Below are 19,708 nucleotides of genomic sequence, written 5' to 3'. Positions count from 1 at the left end.
CCGACGTGACTCATCTCGACCGGTGCGACGAGGCCAGCCGGGTGTGGGTGACCGAGGCGATCGCCGCCGTGGAGGCCGACGCCAACCGGTCCGCCGACACCCACCTGCTGCCGTTCCCGCTGCCCCGGCAGTGGGGGATCGACCTCTACCTCAAGGACGAGTCGGTGCACCCCACCGGCTCGCTCAAGCACCGGCTGGCCCGCTCGCTGTTCCTGTACGGGCTGTGCAACGGCTGGATCGGGCCGGAGACCACGGTGATCGAGGCGTCCTCCGGCTCGACGGCGGTCTCCGAGGCGTACTTCGCCCGGATGCTCGGGCTGCCGTTCGTCGCCGTGATGCCCGCCTCCACCTCACCCGAGAAGATCGCCCAGATCGAGTTCCACGGCGGGCGCTGCCACCTGGTCGACGACCCGGCCAAGGTGGTGGTCGAGGCGCGCTGGCTCGCCGAGGACAGCGGCGGGCACTTCATGGACCAGTTCACCTACGCCGAACGGGCCACCGACTGGCGGGGCAACAACAACATCGCCGAGTCGATCTACGCCCAGCTCTCCCTGGAACGGCACCCGGTGCCCGCCTGGATCGTGGTCGGCGCCGGCACCGGCGGCACCAGCGCCACCATCGGCCGGTACGCCCGCTACCAGCGGCTGCCCACCAAACTCTGCGTGGTCGACCCGGAGAACTCGGCGTTCTACCCGGCGTGGCAGGCCGCCGACTGGTCGGTACGCACCGGCCGGGGCTCCCGGATCGAGGGGATCGGCCGACCCACCGTCGAGGCGTCCTTCCTCCCCTCGGTGGTCGACCGGATGACCCAGGTGCCCGACGCCGCCTCGCTGGCCGCCATGCGGGCCGGATCGGCGGTGCTCGGCCGGCAGGTCGGCGGCTCCACCGGCACCAACCTGTGGGGGGCGTTCGGGCTGATCGCCGAACTGCTCGCCCAGGGGCGACCCGGCTCGGTGGTGACGCTGATCTGCGACGCCGGGGACCGGTACGCCGACACCTACTACGACGACGGCTGGGTGGCCGCACAGGGCCTCGACCTCGCCCCGTACCTGGCCACCATCGACCGGTTCCTCAGCACCGGGAGCTGGCCCGGCTGACCCCCGGAGCCGGCCGGGCCGACACCCGGCCCTGCCCGCCCGGTTCCGCCGTCAGCCCAGGTCGGCCCGGTCGGCCAGCCCGGGGTAGTGCCGGACCAGCCCCTCGCCGTCCACCTCCAGCTCGGTGCGGAACGTGTCACTGGTGAACCCCACCCGCCCCGGCCCGAGCGCGGTGTAGACCTGCTCGCCGGCCACCACCTCCAGGCTGGGCACCAGCACCCACGCCACGGTGATCCGGTGCTCGGTGCTGGACGCGGCCCCCGCCAGCCCCAGCCGACGGATCGGCAGGCTGTTGAACAGGGCCGAGCCGCCCAGGTCGACGTCGAGCGCCGGGTGCAACCGGTCGGTGTCCTCGATGCCGGGTAGGCCGGCCGGTGGCTGCCCGGCCGCCCGCAGCGCCGCGTCCAGGTCACCCTGCTCGCCGGTACGCACCCGCCACCCGTCCGCGCCGCGTTCCAGCCGTACGCTCCGCGACCAGCCGGCCCCCTCCACCTCCACGGCGAGCGAGGTGGTGGCCCCGTCCGAGCCGGTCTCCAACCGGTAGCGGCAGGTGTAGGGGATCGGGTCGACCGCCAGTTGGGTGCCGTGCGCGGCGAATCCGGCCCCGTCGTCGAGGACGGCGTGCTCGGCCCCGGCGGTGTCGGTCCGGCTCCAGAAAAGTGACCTCGGCATGGTCCGGACGTTACGCCAGCAGGGCGTCGACGGCAGCGCATGCGCGAACGCCGCCCCGCAGCGGGCGGGGCGGCGTCGGAAACCGCAGGGGATCGTGGCCGGGGCGGCCCGCTCCCGATCCGATCAGTGGGTACGCGCCGGCGGCCGGCCGCCGAAGCCCCGCCGGTCGTCACGCGGCCGGTCGTCACGGACCCGTCCCTCGGTGCGGAACCCGCCCCGACGGTCGGTGCCCCGCGGGTCGCCGCCGCCGAACCGGCGCTCACCGGACCGCTGCTCGCCCCGGGCGTCCCGGTCGCCGAACCGCGGCTCGCTGCGCTCGCCGAACCGCCGGTCGCCGTAACCCCGGTCGCCGTGGTCGCCGTAGCTCCGGTCGGTCCGGGGCCGCTCGGCGTAGCCGCGCTCACCGCTCGGCCGCTCCCGGTAACCCCCGCCGGTCCGCTCGCCGTACCCCTGACCGGCGGCGGTCCGGTCGCCGTAGCCGCCGGTGGGGCGGTCACGGTGGCCCCGCTCGCCCCCGCTGTGGTCGCGGTAGCCGCCGGTGCGCTCGCGGTAGCCCCGGTCGCCGCCCCCGGTCCGGTCGCCGTAGCCCCGGTCGCCGGTGGGGCGGTCGTCCCGGGCGGCGCGGTCACCGAACGGGCGGTCGCCGTAACGGCGGTCCCCGGTCTGCCGGTCGCCGCCCTGGTCGCCGTAGCTCCGCTCCCGGGCCGGTCGCTCCGCGCCGTAGCTGCCGCGCGGCCGTTCCGCGCCGTAGCTGCCGCGCGGCCGTTCCCCGCCGTAGCCGCCACGGCCGTCCCGGCTGCCGCCGTGGCCCCGGTCGCCGCCGTAGCCCCGGGCGTCCCGGTCGCCGAAGCGGCGCGGGCGGTCGCCGTGCCGACGCGGCTCGGGCTCGTCACGGACCGGGACACCGCTGGGCTCGCGGGCACCGGTCAGCTCGGCGAGCACCGCGTCGCCGACCCGCACCCGGGTCTCGGCCGGCTCCACGCCCGCCTTCTCCAACATCGCCAGCGTGGTCCGCCGCTGCTTGGGCAGCACCAACGTGGCCACCGCGCCGGACTCGCCGGCCCGCGCGGTACGCCCCGCCCGGTGCAGGTAGTCCTTCGGGTCCTTCGGCGGGTCGATGTGCAGCACCAGGGAGACCCCGTCGACGTGGATGCCCCGGGCCGCCACGTCCGTGGCGACCAGCACGTTCATCCGGCCCTCCTTGAACTCGGCGAGGGTCTTGGTGCGCATCCGCTGGGTCTTGCCGCCGTGCAGCCCACCGGCCCGGACGCCCACCGCGCCGAGCTGCTCCACCAGCCGGTCCACCCCGAGCTGGGTACGGGCGAAGAGCATCGTCCGACCGGACCGGGCCGCGATCGACGCCGCCACGGCGAACTTGTCGTGCGGCGGGATCAGCAGCAGGTGGTGGTCCATCGTGGACACCGATGCGGTCGACGGCGCGGTCGAGTGCGTCACCGGGTCGGTCATGAACCGCTTGACCAGGGCGTCGACGTCACCGTCCAGAGTGGCCGAGAACAGCAGCCGCTGGGCACCCGCCGGGGTCTTGGCGAGCAGCTCGGTGACCTCGGGAAGGAAGCCCATGTCGGCCATCTGGTCGGCCTCGTCGAGGACTGTCACCTCGACGTCGTCCAGGACGCAGACGCCCCGGCTGATCAGGTCGCCGAGCCGGCCCGGGGTGGCCACGACGATCTCGACGCCCCGGCGCAGCGCGTCGATCTGCCGGTCGTACGGCACGCCGCCGACGGCGGTCTTGAGGAAGATCCCGACGGCCTTGCCCAGCGGCAGCAGCGCGTCGTTCACCTGCATCGCCAGCTCGCGGGTGGGGACGAGGACCAGGGCGCGCGGGTGCAGCGGCCGGGCCCGGTTCAGCTCGGCCAGCCGGGCGACGATGGGCAGGCCGAAGGCGAGAGTCTTGCCGGAGCCGGTCTGGCCCCGGCCGAGGACGTCCCGGCCGGCGAGGGCGTCGGGCAGGGTGGCCCGCTGGATCTCGAACGGGGTGGTGATGCCCTGCCGGGCGAGGGCGTCGACGAGCTGCCGGGGCAGCCCCAGGTCGGCGAAGCCGACGGGGGTGGCCGGGACGGCGAGGTCGTCGGTCGGGAGGTCGTGGGCGGACGGACTGGTGCCGGGGTCAACGGAGGTGGTCAAGAAAAGCCTTTCGAGCGGGGCGCATCTTCGCGATGGCCCGCCGCAGCATGGAATACGCCGCCGAATCGCCCGCAAGATCGCCCAGGGGCACGCCACGCGTGCCGGGTCAGTGATCCCGACAAGTGTACGGCGATCCGGTGACGTCGCCAGTGGGCCCCGAGCCGGTAGTGGGCGGACTCACCCGTTCCGGGCCGTCAGCCACCTGCCGGTGCCCCCTCCACCGGCGTCACCCGCCGCCCGGCCTCACTGGGACAGCATGCCGCCGACCAGCCCGTCCATCACGTCGTTGGCGAGCAGGACGACCAGCACGCTGATCGCCACCAGCAGCCCCAGCGAGGCGGCGAGCACGATCACCACCCGGGTGGTCCTGGATCGCGGTGCCGGCGTGTCGGACCAGCCCTGGGCCAGGATGTGCCCGGTCAGCGAGCCGGAGTTCTCCACCGGGTTGGCGGCCGGGAAGGCGACCGTGGCGTGCCCCGGGCCGTCGGTGCCGCCGTAGCCGACGCTGGCCAGGTTCGGGCCGCCCCGGTAGGGCGTACCGGAGGAGGGACGGGCGGCGTCGCCGGCCGTGCGGCGCGGCGCGGATGCGGACGCCGGCCAGGTGGGCAGCGCCGGGGCCGGCACCACCGGCAGCACCGAGGTCGCGCCGTCACCCACCGGATCGGGTACGACCGGGGCCCGGAACGTCGGCATGGCCGTACCTGCTGCTCCCGCGCTGCCGGCTCCGGTGCGGCTTGGTTCCGCGCTGCCTGCGCTGACGCCGGCGGCACCCGTTCCACCGGTACCCGCCGGGGGTGCGGAGGTCGGCGGAGCGAAGGCGGCGGGGGCCGGGGGTGCGGAAGTCGGTGGGGTCGACCCGGAGGGGGCCGTGGCCGGGGGTGCGGAGGCGGGCGGCCTGAAGACGGGGGAGGTGGCGGCCGGGGGTGTGGCAGCCGCAGGCGTCGGGAGGCTGCCGGCCGGGGGTGCCGAGGTGGGCGGGGCGACGGTGCCGCCGGTCGTGGGCGCGGTGACGGAGGCGCTGGCCCGGAACGCCGTCGGGGCGTCCGGCATGGCCGGCGGCGGGGGGAACGGGGGTGTCGGCATCGGGCCGGGCGGCGGTGGGGGCGGGGGCACCGCCGGGCCCGGGGGCGGCAGCGGCGGCCCCGGTACGGGTGGGACCGGGCCGGGAGGAACCGGAACGGGGCCCGGCGGTGGACCGGGCAGCGGCGGGACCGGTGCGGGGAACGGACCGGGGGCCGGCGGCTCGGGAGTGCCCGGCGTCGAGGGCTCGGGCGTGGGGGCCGGCGACGGTTCGGGGGCGGGCTCCGGCTGCGGTGTCGGCGGGGGTGGGGGGCTGTGCCGGCTCCCGGGGCTGCGCGGGCTCGGGCGGCTCCGGGTTGACCGGCGTCGACCGGTACACCCCGGGGGCCGCGTCGCCGGGCCGGGTGCCCGCGTCCGCTGCGGCGTCCTCGGCCTCGGCGGCGGAGACCCGGCTGAGCCCGGGGACGGAGACGCTGGCCCGTGCCGGGCCGCCGTCCGAGCCGTCACGCTGCCCGGGGACACTCGCCGGGCCGGCCGGACTGCCGGCGGTGTCCGGGTCGGATGTTCGGGAGGTCGGGACGGTGACCGGACCGCCCGGAATGGGGTCGCCGCCGGCGGAGCCGTCCGGTTCGGGTGTTCGGGAGGCCGGGACGGCCGGCTCGGCGGCGGTCGGGGTGCCGGCCCGGTAGGTGGTCGCGGTGCCCGGCCCTGCCGGCAGGTCGCCACCCCCGGGCGGGGCGGTCACGGTACGTACGCTGGCCGTGGCGCGGGCCGTGCCTTCCACGGCCGGGCCGGGCCGGACCGGGGTGCTGGTGACCCGGCCGGGGCGGGGCGGGGCGTCGCCGGGTGCCGGGGTGGCCTCGTCGGCGCGAGCGGTGGGGCCGGCCGGGTCGGGCACCGGTCCCTGGTCCACGTGCCCCACCGGAACCTCTTGCTCACCCATGATCGCCCTCCGTGCACCCTCGCATCCGCCTCCCGCGAACGGTGACCGGATGTGCCTCGTGTCACCGTGCCACATCTCGTCCCGTCGGCACAGCCGGAGTGCCGATGGGACGGTCGGGGCGGTGCCGGCCGGTCAGTTCCCGGTGCCCGCCGAGGCTCCCGCCGACGCCGGGGCGGACGCCGACCGGCTGCTCTCCACGGTGCCGCTGTCCTCCGGGTCCGGGGTGCCGGAACCGGTGAGGCTCGGCGTCGGGTCGGCGGTCCTGGTCGGCGTGGGGGTCGGCGTCGCCGTGGTGGCCGACGGCCTCGGGGTGACCGGCGGCTTCGTCGGCGCGGTGGTCGACCCGCCGGTCGGCCGGGGCGTGGGCGTGGTCGGCTTCGGTGACGCCGTGGTGGGCTTCGGAGTGGGGGTGGTGGGCTTCGGCGAGGCCGTGGTGGGCTTCGGGGTGGGCGGCGGGGGCTGGGTGACCGGGGCCCCGGGGGTGGTCACCGCGCCGACGACCCGGGTGGAGGCGTAGAGGCCGGACCACCGCACCTGGGAGATCTTGACCACGTCCCCGCTGCGCGGCGCCTGCACCATCCGACCGTTGCCGATGTACATCGCGACGTGGTGGATGGTCGTCCAGCTGCTGCCCGAGGCGAAGAAGAGCAGGTCGCCGGGGAGCAGGGCGCTCTGCGAGACAGTCCGGCCACGGGTGGCGTAGTACTGGTCGCGGGCGACCCGGGGCAGGTCGTAGTAGCCGGCCGACCGGTAGGCCGCCCACATCAGACCGGAGCAGTCGAACCGGTCCGGCCCCTCGGCCGCCCAGAGGTACGGGTCGCCGAGCTGCGCCAGCGCGTACCGCACGGCGGCGAGCGCCTGCGGGCTGGCGTTCAGGCCGCTGCTGCTCTGCCCCTCGACGTACGCCGACCCGAGCTTCTGCTCGGCGGCCTCCTGCTGCTTCTCCAGGGCGATGAGCTGGGCCTGGTTGTCGGCCCGCAGCTTGGCGATCTTGGCATCGTTGTCGCGCAGCGCCTTCTGCACCGCGGCGAACTGGTCCTCGGCCCGCCGGACCCGGTCGGTGGCGGCGGTGACCGCCTGGGCGGCGACCTGCTCGGCCGTACGGGCCCGGGAGAGCTCGCCGGAGGCCGCCGTGGTCTCGCCGTCGGCCTGCTCACCCCGGGAGACCCGTTGCAGGACGCTCAGCCCGTGCAGGTCGCGGGCGAACTCGCCGGGCGGCAGGGCGGCGGCGGCCTTGAAGGCGTCCGCGGCGACGGCGTTGGCCCGTTGCTCGGCAACGGTCAGCGCGCTCCGGGCCCGGGTCAGCTCGCCCTGCACACCGGTGAGTTGCACCCGGGCGTCGTCGCGCTGCTTTTCGAGCTGGAGGAGTTGGTCGGCGAGCTGGCCGTTCTGCGCGGTCAGGGTGTCGATCTGGGACAGCAGCGGGCTGGTCGGCAGCCCGCCGACGGGCAGCGCGGTCGAGCTGCCCGGCTGGCCCACGGTCGGGTAGCCGGGGGCCGCCGCACCGGGCAGTCGCAGCGTGCCTGTCGCCACCGGTCGGGAACCGGTGTCCGGAACGGTGTTGGGCAGTGCCGGGTCGGCGTAGACCGGGGTGGCCAGGGCCATCGCGGCGACCGCGCCGAGCAGCGCCGACCAGAGCGCCGGCCGCAGCACCGGGGAGACCACCGGGACCCTGCGTCGTCGCTGTCGTCGCCCGTGCCCGCTGTCGACCATTCCGCTCCCTGTGCCGCGTGATGGTGTCACCGCGTGAGGTGGGGCGCGGCGACCCGGAACGCCGCCGGTGTGCGCCGCGTCCCATCCTGTCTTACCGCACCGGGACAACGATGTCGATGCGGAGACGGCTTGGAGAAGCCTGGGAGTACGGGTGAGGTAGGTCGCTGGCGGTGCCCGTCCTGCCGACCTGTCGGTCGTCCGACGTAGGCTCGATCGGACCGCAGGTGGAAGGGACGTGGCTTTTCGATGGACGCCGGACTCAAGCGTGAGCTCGAAGAGAAGGTGTACGCGGGGGAGCGACTGACCCGCTCGGACGGGATCGCCCTCTATGAGAGCGACGACCTGACCTGGTTGGGCCGGTTGGCCCACCACCGGCGTACGGAGTTGAACGGCGAACGGGTGATGTTCAACGTCAACCGGCACCTCAACCTGACGAACGTCTGTTCCGCCTCGTGTGCGTACTGCTCGTTCCAGCGCAAGCCGGGCGAGAAGGACGCGTACACGATGCGGATCGAGGAGGCGGTCCGCAAGGCCAAGGAGATGGAGGACGAGCAGCTCACCGAGTTGCACATCGTCAACGGCCTGCACCCCACCCTGCCCTGGCGCTACTACCCCAAGGTGCTGCGCGAGCTGAAGGCGGCGCTGCCCAACGTCAAGCTCAAGTGCTTCACCGCGACCGAGGTGCAGTGGTTCGAGAAGATCAGCGGCCTGTCGGCCGACGAGATCCTCGACGAGCTGATGGACGCCGGCCTGGAGTCGTTGACCGGCGGCGGCGCGGAGATCTTCGACTGGGAGGTCCGCCAGCACATCGTCGACCACGCCTGCCACTGGGAGGACTGGTCGCGGATCCACGCGCTGGCCCACGCCAAGGGCATGAAGACCCCGGCGACGATGCTCTACGGCCACATCGAGGAGCCCCGGCACCGGGTCGACCACGTGCTGCGGCTGCGCGAGTTGCAGGACCAGACCGGCGGGTTCGCCGTCTTCATCCCGCTGCGCTACCAGCACGACTTCGTCGACTCGGCGGACGGCAAGATCCGTAACCGGATCCAGGCGCGCACCACCATGGCGTCGCCGGCCGAGTCGCTCAAGACGTTCGCGGTCTCCCGGCTGCTGTTCGACAACGTCCCGCACCTGAAGAACTTCTGGGTGATGCACGGCCTGTCGGTGGCCCAGCTCTCGCTCAACTTCGGTGTGGACGACCTGGACGGCTCGGTCGTCGAATACAAGATCACCCACGACGCCGACTCGTACGGCACCCCGAACACCATGCACCGTGACGACCTGCTGCACCTGATCTGGGACGCCGGTTTCCAGCCGGTGGAGCGGGACACCCGCTACAACGTCGTCCGCGAGTACGACCGGGCGCCGTCGCTTTCGTCTCGGCGTGCCGAGCCGCAGCAGGTCTGGGCCTGACCCGGCCGTATGCTCGGCACACCATGACCGGACAGCAGCCGACCGCGCAGCAGCGCAGCGGGTTTCCCCGCCGGGACGCCGAGGGACGCATCCTGACCCTGGGTGACCTGCTCGGGGTGAGCCTGGCCGGCTGGCTGATCGGCCTGCTGGCGCTGGTGCTCTTCGACTGGGCGTTCGCGGTGGCCGGCGCGGGTGACTTCGGCCGGACCAACGGCTGGCTCGCGGTGATCCTGCCGGCCTGGCTGTTCTGGGACGACTTCCGGGCCTGGGACTTCGGCGCGGCCCGGGTGGTCGCGGCGTTGTCCGCCGCGGTGGTCGCGGTGCTCGCCGGGCTGCTGGTGGCGGGCCTGGCGGCCGGGCTCGCGCCGCTGTTCACCGGCGGGCTGGCCGCGCTCGCGTTCACCGTCGGGTACGCGGTGCTCTGGTTCCAGGGCGTGCACTGGCTGGCCCGACGGACGGGCTGAGTCACACCCGACGGCGGCGTTCCGACGCCGAAGCGCAGAAGCAAGGAGTGGGCAACGTGGGCGCGAGCAGCGAGCGGGGTGTGCGAGCCCTGCGGTCGCGGATGAGGATGGTCCGGTGAGCGCGGCGGTGAAGTACACGCTGGCCCGGATCGGGCTGTTCCTGGTGGTCGTGGCGGCGTTGTGGCCGGTCGGGATGAACCTCTTCCTGAAGCTGATGGTGGCGTTGATCTTTTCCGCCGCCGCGTCGTTCTTCCTGCTCCGGGGCTGGCGGGACCAGATGGCCGAAGAGGTGGCCGCCGCCGCCGAGCGGCGACGCGCGGAGAAGGATCGGCTCCGCTCCGCCCTGGCCGGCGACGACCACCCCGGCGACGACCACCCCGGCGGGGACGCCCCGCGCCCCTGATCCCCCCCCCCCCCCCCCCCCCCGCGGACACGCCCCGCGCCCTCTCCGGCCCCCGCCCGCCCCGGTGATCAAGAGGTTTGCGTCAACTTCGATCTTCAACCTGACGCAAATCTCTTGATCACCGGGCATCAGCGACGCCTCGCCCGGCAGGGGTCACCAGTTGGTCGAGCCGGGGACGATCGGCCAGGGGCGGTCGGTCGGCTTGATCAGGTAGGCGATGCCGCCCGACCCGCCGGCCACCGTGCCGTCGGCCCGGTGCCGCTTGGTCCGCAGCCAGATCTGCTCGAACTGGTCGCGTCGGTAGACGTTGCGCACCTCGGCGTTGGACGCGGACGCCGGGTCGTTGACGATCACGTCGCCGTCGGCGGTGAAGCCGACGACCACGAACAGGTGCCCGGAGGTGCCGTAGTTGGAGCCGTCCAGCTCGGTGTCGAGGAAGGACTGTGAGGTGACCACGGGGATGCCGGCGCGGATGAAGCGTTCCACCTCGTCGAGGGAGTGCAGCCGGGTCACCCGGGCCTCGATGCCGGGGAAGCTGGCCGCGTATGCGGTGTTGAACGGCCAGTTGCCCGCGCCCTCGTACTCGTTATCCCAGGTCATCCGCGCGGCCTGGACAACCTGCGGGTCGGGGTGGGCGGGGTCGATCCAGGACAGGTCGGCCGCCGACGGGAGCCTGCCGTAGTACTCCAGCACCATCGCGGTGGACGTCGGACTGCACCAGACCTGGCCGCCGCCGCCCCACTCGGGGTAGCTGCCCCGGTGGATCATCTGGGAGCGGGCGGGCACCGGCAGTTCGGTGCCCCAGGCGATGCGGCCCCGGCTCGGCGTGACGGTGAACCGGTCCGGCACGGACGAACTCATCGCGCCGAGCATCCGGACCCGGGGTGCGGCGGCCTGGCCGGGCGCGCGGTAGAGGGTCAACCGGAGCTGGTACGACCGCAGCAGCACCCCGGCGTCGGCGTCGTCGATGGCGAACGTGTCGGTCCACACGCTGGACCAGGGGTCGCCCTGGCCGTCCAGGGTGGCCCGGGCGATGTCCCGGTCGCCGGAGGCCCAGCGGGCCATCACGTACCACGGGGTGTTCTGGCCGGTGGAGTAGGTGCCCTGGAGTTCGACCTGGAGCCAGGTGCCGGCGGGGGTGTCGGCGTTCCAGGAGGCGACCAGTTCGGTGGCGTCGAAGCCGATCGGGGTGAGCGGGGAGGTCCAGGTGGCGTATTCCCAGGTGCGGGTGGTGCCGGTGTGTTCGTCGGTGAACTCGGTGGTGCCGGCGGGTCGGCCCATGGTGAGGCCGGCGTGGTCGCCGGGTACGGCGTGGGTGCCCCGGTGGGTGCCGGCCCGCCAGTCGGGGTAGCGGGACCACTCCTGGAAGGTGATCTGCTCGTCGTGCCCACCGGCAGGCGGGCGGTCCCCGGCGGGTGGACGGTCCCCGGCAGGTGGGTGCGCCCCGGCGGGCGTGGGGCCGCCGGCCCGGACGGGTGCGGTGCTGGCGAGCAGGGTGAGGGTGGCGACGCCGACCAGGGCGACGGTGCGCAGGGCTCTGCTGGACATGGCAACTCCGCAGGGTGGGGAATCGTTGCCGTTCACTGTCCCGCCTGGCAGGAAGTTTCGCCAGAGGGTGTCGTCAGGAAAACCATTGCCGATATGACGATCCGGTCGGGATGGTGGGAGATAGTCACGGATATTGATATGACCATGTGACTGCTGGTGAAGTGGGCGCACAGCGGGATACCCCGTACCCCGAGGAGGACGTCCATGGCCTTCCGCACCTCCCCCTTCCGGCGTCGCCTGGCGCTGGCCGTCGTCGCCGGCCTCGGCCTCACCGCCGTCGCCACCGGGCCGGTCTCCGCCCGCCCGGCCCCGGAGCCCGAGCCCACCGCCGTCAGCTACCGCGTGCTCGGCCCGCGTACCCTCGCCGACCGCAACGCGGTCGCCCGCACCGGCGCGGCCATCGACTCCGCCGAGCATGGCGTGCTGTACGTCTCGGCCAACCGGTCCGAGGCCGCCGCCATCACCCGGCTCGGCTTCCGGCTGGAACGGGAGGTCGAGCCGGCCCGCGCCGAGGGTGCCCGCGCCAACGCCTTCCCGCCGGCCGACTCGAACTACCACGACTACGCCGAGCTGACCACCGTGGTCAACCAGGTGGTCGCCGACCACCCGGCGATCGCCCGCAAGATCAGCATCGGCCGGTCGTACGAGGGCCGCGACCTGATGGCGGTGAAGATCTCGGACAACGTCGGCACCGACGAGGCCGAACCGGAGATCCTGTTCAACGCCCAGCAGCACGCCCGCGAGCACCTGACCGTCGAGATGGCGATCTACCTGCTCAACCTGTTCACCGACAGCTACGGCAGCGACTCGCGGATCACCAGCATCGTCAACTCCCGGGAGATCTGGATCGTCCCCACGGTCAACCCGGACGGCAGCGAGTACGACATCGCCACCGGCTCCTACCGGTCCTGGCGTAAGAACCGGCAGCCCAACAGTGGTGCGGCGGCGGTCGGCACCGACCTGAACCGCAACTGGGGCTACAACTGGGGCTGCTGCGGCGGCTCGTCCGGCACGCCGTCGTCGAGCACCTACCGGGGGCCGTCCGCGTTCTCCGCGCCGGAGACCAAGGCGCTGCGGGACTTCGTCAACAGCCGGGTCGTCGGCGGGGTGCAGCAGATCAAGGCCAACATCGACTGGCACACCTACTCGCAGCTGGTGCTCTGGCCGTTCGGCTACACCACGGCGAACACCCCCAGCGGGATGACCGCTGACCAGTACAACACCTTCGCCACCCTCGGACAGCGGATGGCGGCCACCAACGGCTACACCCCCGAGCAGTCCAGCGACCTCTACATCACCGACGGCGACAGCCTCGACTGGATGTGGGCGACCCACAAGATCTGGGCGTACACCTTCGAGATGTACCCCGGGGAGTCCGGGGCCGGCGGCGGCTTCTACCCGCCCGACGAGGTGATCCCCGCGCAGACCTCCCGCAACAAGGAGGCGGTGCTGCTCCTGTCCGAGTACGCCGACTGCCCCTACCGGGTGATCAACAAGCAGAGCACGTACTGCTGACCCAGCTGACCTGACTCCGGGTGGGGTCCCGTAAGCCCCCGACGGGACCCCACCCACCCCCTCCGTCCGGACGATCTTCGCTGGTCGTGCGCTACCGTGACACCCGATCGACCGCAGCGAAGCCGGTGCGAAACCGGCGCTGTCCCGCAACTGTGATGACCCACCGAGGCTCCCCGCCCTGCGCCGGAGCCGCCGCGACGCCCGGCCCGACGTGGCCGGCGTCGCCGTGTGTGGGGACGAGCCAGGTCGCCTGTGGTCGGTCGCGACACGCGCTCTCGAGGAAGGGCGCCTCGCGGACGGGCGCGCACACGCTCCCTGTCGGCGAAGCACCACGCTCCTCGACCGACAGGAGGCCAGATGTTCCGACGTACCCCCCGGTTGTTCGCCGCGACCCTCGCGGTGGCGGCCCTCGCCCTCGGCGCGTGCGCCGAGAAGACCTCGGACGACACCCCCGCCACCGGCGGCAGCAGTTCAGGCGCGGCGGCCTTCCCGGCCACGGTGGGCAACCTCACCCTCGACAAGCGGCCCGAGAAGATCGTCTCGCTGTCGCCCACGGCGACCGAGATGCTCTTCGCCATCGGCGCGGGCAAGCAGGTCACCGCCGTCGACGACCAGTCGAACTACCCGGCCGACGCGCCCAAGAGCGAGCTGTCCGGCTTCCAGCCCAACGCCGAGGCGATCGCCGGCAAGAACCCCGACCTGGTGGTCCTCGCCAACGACACCAACAAGATCATCGCCCAGCTCACCGCGCTGAAGGTGCCGGTGCTGCTCACCCCGGCGGCGACCACCCTCGACGACACCTACCGGCAGCTCGCCGACCTGGGTACCCTCACCGGCCACCCGACCGAGGCCGCCGACGTCACCGCCCGGATGAAGGACGAGATCGGCAAGCTCACCAAGGACCTGCCGCAGCGGTCGACGAAGCTGACCTACTACCACGAGCTGGGGCCGGAGCTGTACAGCGCGACCAGCAAGACCTTCATCGGCTCGATCTACGCGCTGGCCGGCCTGGAGAACATCGCCGACGCCTCCGACGCCGACGGCAAGAACGGCGGATACCCGCAGCTCTCCCAGGAGGTCATCGTCAAGGCGAACCCCGACTTCGTCTTCCTCGCCGACGTCAAGTGCTGCCAGCAGAGCGCCGACACGGTCAAGGCCCGCAGCGGCTGGGCCGGCGTCACCGCCGTCAAGAACAACCAGGTCGTCGCGCTCGACGACGACGTCGCCTCGCGCTGGGGCCCGCGCGTGGTCGACCTGCTCCGGTCGATCGTCGACGCCACCGCCAAGGTGCCCGCGTGACGGTCCGGTGACCGTGCGGTCCACCACATCCGCACCGGCCGGGACGCGCGACGCGTCCCGGCCGGCCCGCGTCACCGGTACGCCCCGGCCGGCCGGCCTGCGCAAGCGCTGGCTCGCCGCCGGGGTGCTCGCCGTGCTGGTGGCCCTCGTAGCCGGAGTGTCCCTCGGGCCGGTCAGCCTGCCGCCCGGCAGCGTCGCCGCCGAACTGCTCAACCTGCTGCCCGGAGTACGCCTGGACAGCGGGCTCACCGAACGCGAGATCGCGATCGTCACCGAGCTGCGGCTGCCCCGGGTGGTGCTCGGCCTGCTCGTCGGCGGTCTGCTCGCCCTGGCCGGCGGCTGCTACCAGGGGGTGTTCCGCAACCCGCTGGCCGACCCGTACCTGCTGGGGGTGGCGGCCGGCGCGGGATTCGCGGTCACCGCGGTGATCACGCTGGGCGGCATCGGGGCGGGCGGCGCGCTGACCGGGATGCCGGTCACCATTCCGCTCGCCGCGTTCGTCGGCTCGCTCGGTGCGGTCGCCCTGACGTACCTGCTCGGGGCGGCCGGCGGGCGGGACCGCTCCCCGGCCACCCTGATCCTGGCCGGGGTCGCGGTGTCCGCGTTCCTCGCCGCCGGGCAGACGTACCTGCTGCAACGGCACTCCGACAGCATCCAGCAGGTCTACTCGTGGCTGCTCGGCCGGCTCGGCACCGCCGGCTGGGGTGACGTGCGGCTGATCCTGCCCTACTTCGTGCTGACCACCGTGGTGGTGCTGCTGCACCGGCGGGAACTCGACGTGCTCTCCGTCGGCGACGACGAGGCGAGCAGCCTCGGGCTGCACCCGCAACGCTCCCGCTACCTGCTGATCGCTGCCGCCTCGCTGGGCACCGCCGCCGCCGTCTCCGCCTCGGGGCTGATCGGCTTCGTCGGGATCATCGTGCCGCACACCGTACGGCTGCTCGCCGGGTCGAGCCACCGGGTGATCCTGCCGCTGTCGCTGCTGTTCGGCGCGGCGTTCCTGGCGCTGACCGACGTGGTCGCCCGGACCGCCGCCGCCCCCGCCGAGATCCCGATCGGCGTGGTCACCGCACTGCTCGGCGGCCCGTTCTTCGTCCTGGTCCTGCGCACCGCCCGCCGGGTATTTCCATGAGTGTGCCGGCGGTGCAGGTGCGGGGGCTGCACGTGCGGCTCGGTGGGGAGGTGATCCTGGCCGGCGTCGACCTGACGGTCGACAGCGGCGAGTGGGTCACCGTGATCGGGCCGAACGGCGCCGGCAAGTCGACCCTGCTGCGCGCCGTCGGCGGCCTGCTGCCCGCCCCGGGCGCGGTCTCCCTGTTCGGTACGCCGTCCGGCGCGCTGCGTCGCCGGGAGCGGGCCCGGGTGGTGGCGACGGTGGCGCAGTCCCCGGTGGTGCCGGCGGGGATGTCGGTGTTCGACTACGTCCTGCTGGGGCGCACCCCGTACGTCGCGCCGCTGGGCCGGGAGTCGGCGGCCGACCTGGCGGTCGTGCACGACGTCCTCGACCGACTCGACCTGACCGGGTTCCACGGGCGGGAGCTGGCCACCCTCTCCGGCGGGGAACGGCAGCGGGTGTTCCTGGCCCGCGCCCTCGCCCAGGGTGCCACCCTGCTGCTGCTCGACGAGCCGACCAGCGCGCTGGACATCGGCCACCAGCAGGAGGTGCTGGAGCTGGTCGACCAGCTCCGCCGCACGCACGGCCTGACCGTGCTGGCCACCATGCACGACCTCTCCGTCGCCGGCGAGTACGCCGACCGGATGGTGCTGCTCGCCGACGGCCGGGTCGTCGCGGCGGGCCCGCCCGACCAGGTGCTCACCGAGGAGTTGCTGTCCCGGCACTACCGGGCCCGGGTCCGGGTCGTCCCCGGCGACCACGGTCCGCTGGTGGTGCCCAGCCGACCCGGCCCACCGCGCCGCTGACCTGCGGCGCGTCGTCAGGCGGGTTCGGTGGCGGGGCACAGCAGGGAGAACCGGGCCCCTGCGGGGTCCCGCAGGGTGCTCCGGCGGCCCAGCAGGGTGTCCCGGGGCGGGGTGATTATGGTGCCGCCGAGGGTGGTGGCGCGGGCGGTGGCCATGTCGACGTCGGCCACCGCGAAGAACACCGACCAGTACGCCGGCCGCGCCGGGTCGGGGGTGGGCAGCATCCCGGCCACGATCCGGGCCCCGCACCGCCAGCCGGTGTAGCCGGGTCCGCCGGCGGGCTGCTCCTCCGGGTGCCAGCCGAAGACCAGCTCGTAGAAGACCTTCGCGCCCTCCGGGTCGGGGCTGACCAGCTCGTTCCAGCACATCGCCCCGGGCGCGTCGAGCAGTTCCGCCCCGGGCGTCCGCATCGGCTGCCAGACGCTGAACACCGCGCCGGCCGGGTCGGCGAAGACCGCCATCCGGCCGGCGTGCAGGACGTCGAACGGGGTGACCAGCACCTGCCCGCCGGCCGCCTCGACCCGGGTGCTGACCAGGTCGGCGTCGTCGGTCGCCACGTACGTCGACCAGACCGGCTCCCGGCCCGGGTCGGCAGGTGGGCCGGCACCCGCCACCGCCCGGCCGTCCCGGTGGAAGGTGGTGTAGCCAGCCCGCTCGGGTTCGGGCGCGATCCGGCCGGTCCAGCCGAACAGCTCCGGGTAGAACCGCCTGGCGGCGTCCAGGTCGGGGGTCGCCAGGTCGGTCCAGCAGGGCGTGCCCGCGGCGACGGTGCGCACGTCGGCCCCTCTCGGCTGTGGGGCGTACGGGTGGACGCCCTGCCGGCATCGTGGCACCGGGCGGCGGCCACCCGGGCCGAAGCGGCGTACAGGTCAGCTGAACCGGCGACCCTCGTCCCGCCGGTACGCCCAGCCGGAGACCGTGGCGAGCAGCACGATCCAGACCCCGAGCATGGCCAGGGCGAGCGGGTCGGGCCGCCAGTCGCCGACCGCCGCCCACATCAGTTCGACCGCGCCCCGGGTGGGGAGGAACGGGGCGATCGTCTGGATGAAGCCGGGCGCGTCGCCCGGCGCGGAGAGCAGGCCGCCGCCGAAGGCCAGCGGGAAGAAGATGACCTGCGCGACGACGATCGCCGCCTTGCTCGGCAGCGAGTAGCCGATGGCGAGCCCCAGCAGGGTGAACGGCACCGACACCACGGCCACGGTGGCCGCGCCGAGCAGCAGCCCGACCGGGGTGACCCGGGCGGCCGTGGCGACCGCCGCGATGACCACGACGGGCAGCATCGACAGGTAGGTCAGCACCAGCCCGGCCAGGATCCGCCCGGCCAGGCGGGGTCCCGGCCCGGCCGGCAGGGTCCGGGTGTACGGGTTCCACGGCTGGTCGCGGTCCTCGGCGACGCCGATCCCGTACTGGAAGATGTTGGCGCTCATCACCGCGAAGGTGACCATCGCGGCGGTGGCGTAGGTCGCGCCGGTCGGATCGTCCCCGGCGAACGGGACGACGAAGAAGAGCATCGCGGCGGCGGGGAAGAACGCGCTGCCGACCACGGCGACGGGGATGCGGAGGGTCTCCAGGAGCTGGTAGCGGGCGTGGACCAGGGTGAGCGGCACGGCGTCGACTCCTCAGGCGGTGGGTCGGGCGCCGGCGGCGGCGCTCGCGGTGGTGGCCGGGCCGGTGGTGGCCGGGTCGGCGGTGATGGCGAGGAACGCCTCTTCCAGCGAGGTGGGGCGGACCTCCAGCTCGCGGAACGTCACCCCGGCGGTGACCAGGTCGCGGACCAGTTGGTCGGCGTCGGTGGTGAGCAGGTGGGTACGTCCCTCGGTGTGTTCGGTGGCGACCACGCCGGGCAGCGCGGGCAGGTCGTCGGCGACGAGGCTGACCCGGCGGACGCCGACGATGCCCCTGATCGCGTCGGTGCTGTCGTCGGCGAGCACCCGGCCCTGCCCGAGCACCACCACCCGCTGCGCCAGCGCCTCGACCTCTTCGAGGTAGTGGCTGCTCAGCAGTACCGTCCCGCCGTCGGCGTGGAACGACCGGATGGCCTCCCACAGGGTGTGCCGGGCTTCGACGTCCAGTCCGGTGGTCGGCTCGTCGAGGACGACCAGCCGGGGCCGGCCGACGAACGCCAGCGCGACGGCGAGCCGCCGCCGCTGCCCGCCGGAGAGCCCGCCGGTCTGCCGTCGTACCTGGTCGGTGAGGCCGAACCGGTCGAGCAGTTCGTCCCGGGGCACCGGGTCGGGATAGTGCGCGGAGACGAAGTCGACGACCTCGCCGACGCGGAGGGTGCCGGGCAGGCCGGTCTCCTGCGGGGTGACCCCGAGTTGCCGCCTCGACGCCGGCCGGCGGGGGTCGCCGCCGAAGAGTTCGACCTGCCCGGCGGTGGGCCGGCGCAGCCCGACCAGCAAATTGATCAGGGTGCTCTTGCCGGCGCCGTTCGGCCCGAGCAGGCCGACGAGCTCGCCGGCGGAAACGGTCAGGTCGGCCCGGTCGAGGGCGAGGACGTCGCCGTACCGGCGGGTGGCCTGGTCGGCATGGGCGAGGATCATCGGGGCTCCCGGGGGTCGGCGGGGTCGAGCAGGGCGCGGATGTTCTCGGTGTACTCCTCGAACGCCCGCCGTCCGCGCCGGCTGAGCCGGACCAGGGTGGTCGGCGTGCGTCCGCGGTGGGTCTTGTCGATTTCGACGTAGCCGGCGTCCTCCAGCTTGCGCAGGTGGACGGAGAGGTTGCCGGCGGTCATCGCGAGCAGTTCCTGGAGGCGGGGGAAGGTGATCCGGTCGCCGTCGGCGAGGGTGGCCAGGGTGACCACCACCCGCAGCCGGGCCTGGGCGTGGATGACCGGGTCCAGTTCGTTCATCCGTGCCGCCGCCGGGCGAGCGCGCCGGCCACCAGCAGTCCGCCGCCGCCGGCCACCGACACCACCAGGGCGTGCCAGCCGGGGCCGGCGATGACGCCGACGATGTTGACGGCGGTGAGCCAGACGCCGAGGCGGAACAGGGTGCGGTCGAGCCAGATCGCGCCGCCGGCCATGTGCAGGGCACCGGTGAGCCCGACCGACAGCGCCGACCAGAGCAGCCCGGCGAGGTCGGGCGGCAGGCTGTCGGTGACCCGGCCGATCACCACGGACAGGCCGAAGAATCCGAGGCCCCAGGCGGTGCCGTACCACCTGCCGCGAAGGGCCGACTCGCCGGCGACGTGCCGGTAGGCGCGGGCGCTGCCCACGCCGAACACCACGGCGGCGGCGACGAGCAGCACGAAGAGCACGGTCAGCGGCAGCCAGGCGGGCATCGCGACGATGGTGCGGCCGTCGGGGGAGAACCGCAGGAAGTAGACCCCGAAGCCGATCAGCCAGGCGAACCCCCATGGCCAGTAGTGCACCCGGGGGTCGGGTTCCAGCCCACGGACGGTGCTGGCCTGTTGCTCGCGGATCAGCCGCATCGCGGCGGCGGCGTCGATCGGGGCGTCGTCTTCGGGGGTCATGCAAACTACTTTAAAACACAAAGTCGAGCCGTCGGCCGTCCGGGTCGGCCACCGGACAGCGGGGCTCGGGCCGGCGACG

General features: G+C 73.8%; 18 protein-coding genes and 1 pseudogene. 8 read left to right on the top strand and 11 right to left on the bottom strand.

Going from position 1 to position 19,708, the window contains the following annotated elements; genetic code table 11:
* Nucleotides 1-5 precede the first annotated feature (5 nt).
* Nucleotides 6-1,097, top strand: coding sequence for a PLP-dependent cysteine synthase family protein (locus tag ACWCHM_RS26800; RefSeq protein ID WP_454220304.1), 1,092 nt, complete (start codon nt 6-8; stop codon nt 1,095-1,097).
* Nucleotides 1,098-1,148: 51 nt separating this feature from the next.
* Here ACWCHM_RS26800 and ACWCHM_RS26795 read toward each other — a convergent pair whose 3' ends face one another.
* The 5 genes from ACWCHM_RS26795 to ACWCHM_RS26775 form a co-directional block, all read right to left on the bottom strand.
* Complete coding sequence (locus ACWCHM_RS26795; protein WP_421489646.1) at nt 1,149-1,769, bottom strand: putative glycolipid-binding domain-containing protein; 621 nt, start codon at nt 1,767-1,769, stop codon at nt 1,149-1,151.
* 123 nt (nt 1,770-1,892) lie between these two features.
* Complete coding sequence (locus ACWCHM_RS26790; RefSeq protein WP_454220302.1) at nt 1,893-3,914, bottom strand: DEAD/DEAH box helicase; 2,022 nt, start codon at nt 3,912-3,914, stop codon at nt 1,893-1,895.
* A gap of 243 nt (nt 3,915-4,157) precedes the next feature.
* A complete protein-coding gene (locus tag ACWCHM_RS26785; protein WP_454220300.1) occupies nt 4,158-4,607 on the bottom strand; it encodes a hypothetical protein in 450 nt (149 codons plus the stop codon).
* A complete protein-coding gene (locus ACWCHM_RS26780; RefSeq protein WP_454220299.1) occupies nt 4,564-5,877 on the bottom strand; it encodes a hypothetical protein in 1,314 nt (437 codons plus the stop codon). The genes ACWCHM_RS26785 and ACWCHM_RS26780 overlap by 44 nt, the downstream gene beginning before the upstream one ends.
* A gap of 132 nt (nt 5,878-6,009) precedes the next feature.
* Nucleotides 6,010-7,590 carry an NlpC/P60 family protein gene (locus ACWCHM_RS26775; protein ID WP_454220298.1) on the bottom strand — a complete coding sequence of 527 codons (1,581 nt, stop codon included), beginning with the start codon at nt 7,588-7,590 and terminating at the stop codon, nt 6,010-6,012.
* Nucleotides 7,591-7,836: 246 nt separating this feature from the next.
* On the opposite strand from ACWCHM_RS26775, the gene mqnE reads away from it, so the two are divergent.
* The 3 genes from mqnE to ACWCHM_RS26760 all read left to right on the top strand — a co-directional run bounded on the left by mqnE (nt 7,837) and on the right by ACWCHM_RS26760 (nt 9,873).
* Nucleotides 7,837-9,006 carry an aminofutalosine synthase MqnE gene (gene mqnE, locus ACWCHM_RS26770; protein ID WP_204958637.1) on the top strand — a complete coding sequence of 390 codons (1,170 nt, stop codon included), beginning with the start codon at nt 7,837-7,839 and terminating at the stop codon, nt 9,004-9,006.
* 23 nt (nt 9,007-9,029) lie between these two features.
* On the top strand, nt 9,030-9,470 hold the full coding sequence (locus tag ACWCHM_RS26765; protein WP_204958638.1) for a hypothetical protein: 441 nt from the start codon (nt 9,030-9,032) through the stop codon (nt 9,468-9,470).
* Between the two features lie 115 nt (nt 9,471-9,585).
* Nucleotides 9,586-9,873 carry a DUF4229 domain-containing protein gene (locus tag ACWCHM_RS26760; protein ID WP_454220296.1) on the top strand — a complete coding sequence of 96 codons (288 nt, stop codon included), beginning with the start codon at nt 9,586-9,588 and terminating at the stop codon, nt 9,871-9,873.
* Nucleotides 9,874-10,026: 153 nt separating this feature from the next.
* Here the strand turns inward: ACWCHM_RS26760 and ACWCHM_RS26755 are convergent, their stop codons facing one another.
* Entirely contained in the window at nt 10,027-11,421 is a 1,395-nt protein-coding gene (locus ACWCHM_RS26755; RefSeq protein WP_454220294.1) for a C39 family peptidase, read from the bottom strand.
* Between the two features lie 204 nt (nt 11,422-11,625).
* Between ACWCHM_RS26755 and ACWCHM_RS26750 the strand changes: the two are divergent.
* The 4 genes and pseudogenes from ACWCHM_RS26750 to ACWCHM_RS26735 all read left to right on the top strand — a co-directional run.
* Nucleotides 11,626-12,933, top strand: a pseudogene (locus ACWCHM_RS26750) (M14 family zinc carboxypeptidase); the annotation flags it as partial.
* A gap of 360 nt (nt 12,934-13,293) precedes the next feature.
* Nucleotides 13,294-14,235, top strand: a complete 942-nt coding sequence (locus tag ACWCHM_RS26745) for an ABC transporter substrate-binding protein (RefSeq protein WP_421489642.1) — start codon at nt 13,294-13,296, stop codon at nt 14,233-14,235.
* Nucleotides 14,236-14,332: 97 nt separating this feature from the next.
* Complete coding sequence (locus tag ACWCHM_RS26740; RefSeq protein ID WP_204958959.1) at nt 14,333-15,367, top strand: FecCD family ABC transporter permease; 1,035 nt, start codon at nt 14,333-14,335, stop codon at nt 15,365-15,367.
* Complete coding sequence (locus ACWCHM_RS26735) at nt 15,364-16,155, top strand: ABC transporter ATP-binding protein (RefSeq protein ID WP_204958643.1); 792 nt, start codon at nt 15,364-15,366, stop codon at nt 16,153-16,155. The genes ACWCHM_RS26740 and ACWCHM_RS26735 overlap by 4 nt, the downstream gene beginning before the upstream one ends.
* A gap of 14 nt (nt 16,156-16,169) precedes the next feature.
* On the opposite strand, the gene ACWCHM_RS26730 is transcribed toward ACWCHM_RS26735, so the two are convergent.
* From ACWCHM_RS26730 to ACWCHM_RS26710, 5 genes are all read right to left on the bottom strand, one after another.
* Nucleotides 16,170-16,931: a VOC family protein gene (locus tag ACWCHM_RS26730; RefSeq protein ID WP_454220293.1), complete on the bottom strand. Its 762-nt coding sequence runs from the start codon at nt 16,929-16,931 to the stop codon at nt 16,170-16,172.
* A gap of 93 nt (nt 16,932-17,024) precedes the next feature.
* Nucleotides 17,025-17,762 (bottom strand): ABC transporter permease, encoded by a 738-nt coding sequence (locus ACWCHM_RS26725; RefSeq protein ID WP_204958645.1) that lies wholly within the window; start codon nt 17,760-17,762, stop codon nt 17,025-17,027.
* A gap of 12 nt (nt 17,763-17,774) precedes the next feature.
* The gene (locus ACWCHM_RS26720) at nt 17,775-18,698 is read right to left on the bottom strand and encodes an ABC transporter ATP-binding protein (protein WP_454220291.1); all 924 of its coding nucleotides are present in this window, start codon (nt 18,696-18,698) and stop codon (nt 17,775-17,777) included.
* The gene (locus tag ACWCHM_RS26715) at nt 18,695-19,006 is read right to left on the bottom strand and encodes a transcriptional regulator (RefSeq protein WP_454220290.1); all 312 of its coding nucleotides are present in this window, start codon (nt 19,004-19,006) and stop codon (nt 18,695-18,697) included. Before ACWCHM_RS26715 ends, ACWCHM_RS26720 begins: the two co-directional genes overlap by 4 nt.
* The gene (locus ACWCHM_RS26710) at nt 19,003-19,629 is read right to left on the bottom strand and encodes a transporter (RefSeq protein WP_454220289.1); all 627 of its coding nucleotides are present in this window, start codon (nt 19,627-19,629) and stop codon (nt 19,003-19,005) included. Before ACWCHM_RS26710 ends, ACWCHM_RS26715 begins: the two co-directional genes overlap by 4 nt.
* Nucleotides 19,630-19,708 lie beyond the last annotated feature (79 nt).

The sequence above is a fragment of the Micromonospora sp. SCSIO 07396 genome (genome assembly GCF_053667945.1).
This window is presented reverse-complemented; position numbering and strand designations above follow the sequence as displayed.